The 3,157-nt window shown below is 56.6% G+C and carries 3 protein-coding genes; 2 read left to right on the top strand and 1 reads right to left on the bottom strand.

Features of this window, described 5'->3' with window-relative positions; all coding sequences use genetic code 11:
• Nucleotides 1-107: 107 nt before the first annotated feature.
• Entirely contained in the window at nucleotides 108-1,397 is a 1,290-nt protein-coding gene (gene rhlB, locus G5358_RS20575) for an ATP-dependent RNA helicase RhlB (protein WP_005339414.1), read from the bottom strand.
• Between the two features lie 113 nt (nucleotides 1,398-1,510).
• Between rhlB and trxA the strand changes: the two genes are divergently transcribed.
• Nucleotides 1,511-1,837, top strand: coding sequence for a thioredoxin TrxA (trxA, locus tag G5358_RS20570; protein WP_005339416.1), 327 nt, complete (start codon nucleotides 1,511-1,513; stop codon nucleotides 1,835-1,837).
• A 204-nt stretch (nucleotides 1,838-2,041) separates the two neighbouring features.
• On the top strand, nucleotides 2,042-3,157 hold a 1,116-nt coding region (rho, locus tag G5358_RS20565; protein WP_421324830.1), incomplete at its 3' end, for a transcription termination factor Rho.

Below are 3,157 nucleotides of genomic sequence, written 5' to 3'. Positions count from 1 at the left end.
GACGGTGCGCAGGGCACCGGCGACCTCGCGCACCACCAGCATATGAAAGCTGTTGGAGCCGAGGTCGATGGCGGCATAGAGAGGCGAGTTGTGCAACGGGCCTGTCCTTAGCTCTTGCGCGGCGGACGACGACGGTTGTTGCTGTTGCCACCGCCCTGACGATCCCGCATGTTGCGGTTCACCGGCTGACGGTTGCGGAACACCCGTTTCGGCGGGGTCACGTCATCCAGCAGCGCTTCGCGATCATATTTGCTGACCGGAATTGCGTGGTGGATGTACTCCTCGATGGCCGGCAGGTTGAAGGCATAGTCTTCACAGGCCAGGCTGATTGAGTGACCGCTCTTGCCGGCACGACCGGTACGACCGATGCGGTGTACATAGTCTTCAGCGTCGTCGGGCAGGTCATAGTTGAAGACGTGGGTCACGTCAGGGATGTGCAGACCACGGGCGGCCACGTCGGTGGCGACCAGAATATCGAGCGCACCCTTGGTGAAATCCTCGAGGATCTTCATCCGTTTCTTCTGCGGCACATCACCGGTCAGCAGACCGACGCGGTGGCCGTCATTCTCCAGCCAGGCATGGACGTCTTCACAGACATGCTTGGTGTTGGCGAAGACGATGGCTTTTTCCGGCCACTCCTCTTCCATCAGGGAGAGCAGCAGCAACATCTTGTCTTCATTGGAGGGGTAGAACAGCTCCTCCTTGATCCGCACGCCGGTCATCTGCTCCGGCTCGACCTGCACATGTTCCGGGTGGTTCATGTGTTCGTATGCCAACTCCTGCACACGCAGGGAGAGGGTGGCGGAGAACAGCATGCTCAGACGCTCGGTCGCGGGCGGCATGCGGCGGAACAGGAAGCGGATGTCCTTGATGAAGCCCAGATCGAACATGCGATCTGCTTCGTCCAGTACCACGACCTGAATGTTGCTCAGATCGATGACCTTGGACTTGAAGTAGTCGATGATGCGGCCTGTGGTGCCGATCAGGATGTCGACGCCCTGCTCCAGCACGGCCAGCTGCTTGTCGTAACCTTCGCCGCCGTAGGCGAGGCCGAGTTTCAGGCCGGTAGAAGCGGCGATGCTGTCGGCATCGTTATAGATCTGTACTGCCAGTTCCCGGGTGGGTGCCATGATGATGGCTCTGGGTTGGTTAACCAGACGGGGCTTGGTCAGCGGGTGAGTCAGCAAATAGTTGAATGTCGCGGCCAGGAAGGCAATGGTCTTGCCGGTTCCTGTCTGGGCCTGACCGGCGAGGTCATGGCCCTCTACCAGCAGTGGCAGGGAGAGTGCCTGGATGGGGGTGCAATAGTGAAATCCCTTTGATTCCAGACCAGCCAGAACTTCGGGTTCGAGGCCCATTTGGGCGAATTTGTCGGTCGTTAAGTGTGTTTTGCTCATGGCGGTAGGTTATCAGGTTAGGCTTGCAATAATAAACAGGATCATTTCAAATAGGGCAACTATTGCCTTTATTGACGAGTCAATAAAGCCTTATTTACTGACTGGAGTTGGAGATGAGTGACAAGATTGTTCAGCTGAGCGATGCCAGCTTCGAGGCAGATGTAATCAAAGCCGATGGCGCCGTTCTGGTCGACTTCTGGGCCGAGTGGTGTGGTCCGTGCAAGATGATTGCCCCGATCCTGGAAGAAGTTGCCCAAGAGTACGAAGGTCGCGTGACCGTAGCCAAACTGAACATCGACCATAACTCTGATACTCCGCCCAAGTACGGCATTCGTGGTATCCCGACCCTCTTGCTGTTCAAGAATGGCGAAGTGGCAGCGACCAAGGTCGGTGCACTGTCCAAGACTCAGCTGAAAGAGTTCCTGGACGGCAACCTGTAATAATTAAAGAGGAGCGCATTGCAATAATGCGCTCCTTGTGTTTTATCACCTAGACGCTCATCCCGATTGGTGCTAGTTTATCGCTCGTTTGCTAACCTTTTTGCCTGACTCTTTGCTAACCACAGCCTGGCAATCAAATCCGATCAGCATCAATCCAGCAGACTGTCTCCTCATTTCAATCCTTGCTTACAGACTTTCACCACTATGAATCTGACTGAATTAAAGAACACTCCTGTGTCCGAGCTGGTCAAGCTTGGCGAATCCATGGGGTTGGAAAATCTGGCTCGGGCGCACAAGAAAGATATTATTTTTGCAATCCTCAAGGCGCACGCCAAGGGTGGTGAAGATATCTTTGGCGACGGTGTGCTGGAAATCCTGACCGATGGTTTCGGCTTCCTGCGCAGTGCAGACGGCTCCTATCTGGCAGGCCCTGACGATATCTACGTCTCCCCGAGCCAGATCCGCCGCTTCAACCTGCGTACCGGCGATACCATCTCCGGCAAGATCCGGCCACCGAAAGAGGGCGAACGCTACTTCGCACTGCTCAAGGTCAATGAGGTCAACTACGACCGTCCGGAAAACTCCCGCAACAAGATCCTGTTTGAAAACCTTACCCCCCTGCATGCCAACGAACGTCTGCGCATGGAACGGGGTAATGGCTCTACCGAAGATATCACCGCCCGTGTACTGGACCTGGCTTCCCCCATCGGTAAAGGCCAGCGTGGCCTGATCGTGGCGCCGCCCAAGGCCGGTAAGACCATGCTGCTGCAGAACATCGCCCAGAGCATCGCCTACAACCACCCGGACTGTGAACTGATCGTTCTGCTGATCGACGAGCGTCCGGAAGAGGTGACCGAGATGCAGCGGATGGTGAAAGGTGAAGTGATCGCTTCCACCTTTGACGAGCCTGCTTCCCGTCACGTTCAGGTTGCCGAAATGGTGATCGAGAAGGCCAAGCGTCTGGTCGAGCACAAGAAAGATGTGGTGATCCTGCTGGACTCCATCACCCGTCTGGCTCGCGCCTACAACACCGTTATCCCGTCATCCGGCAAGGTACTGACCGGTGGTGTGGACGCCAACGCCCTGCACCGTCCCAAGCGCTTCTTCGGCGCCGCGCGTAATGTTGAAGAGGGCGGCAGCCTGACCATCATCGCCACCGCGCTGATCGATACCGGCTCCAAGATGGATGAAGTCATCTACGAAGAGTTCAAGGGTACCGGCAACATGGAACTGCACCTCTCGCGCAAGATTGCCGAGAAGCGTGTCTACCCGGCCATCGACATCACCCGCTCCGGCACCCGCAAGGAAGAGCTGCTGACC

It is taken from the genome of Aeromonas sp. 604176 (assembly GCF_049170755.1).
GTDB lineage: Bacteria > Pseudomonadota > Gammaproteobacteria > Enterobacterales > Aeromonadaceae > Aeromonas > Aeromonas veronii_A.
This window is presented reverse-complemented; position numbering and strand designations above follow the sequence as displayed.

Bases quoted from the DNA above. Each gene is read 5' to 3' on its own strand.
- rhlB (WP_005339414.1), bottom strand. From the start codon at position 1,397: ATGAGCAAAACACACTTAACGACCGACAAATTCGCCCAAATGGGCCTC.
- trxA (WP_005339416.1), top strand. From the start codon at position 1,511: ATGAGTGACAAGATTGTTCAGCTGAGCGATGCCAGCTTCGAGGCAGAT.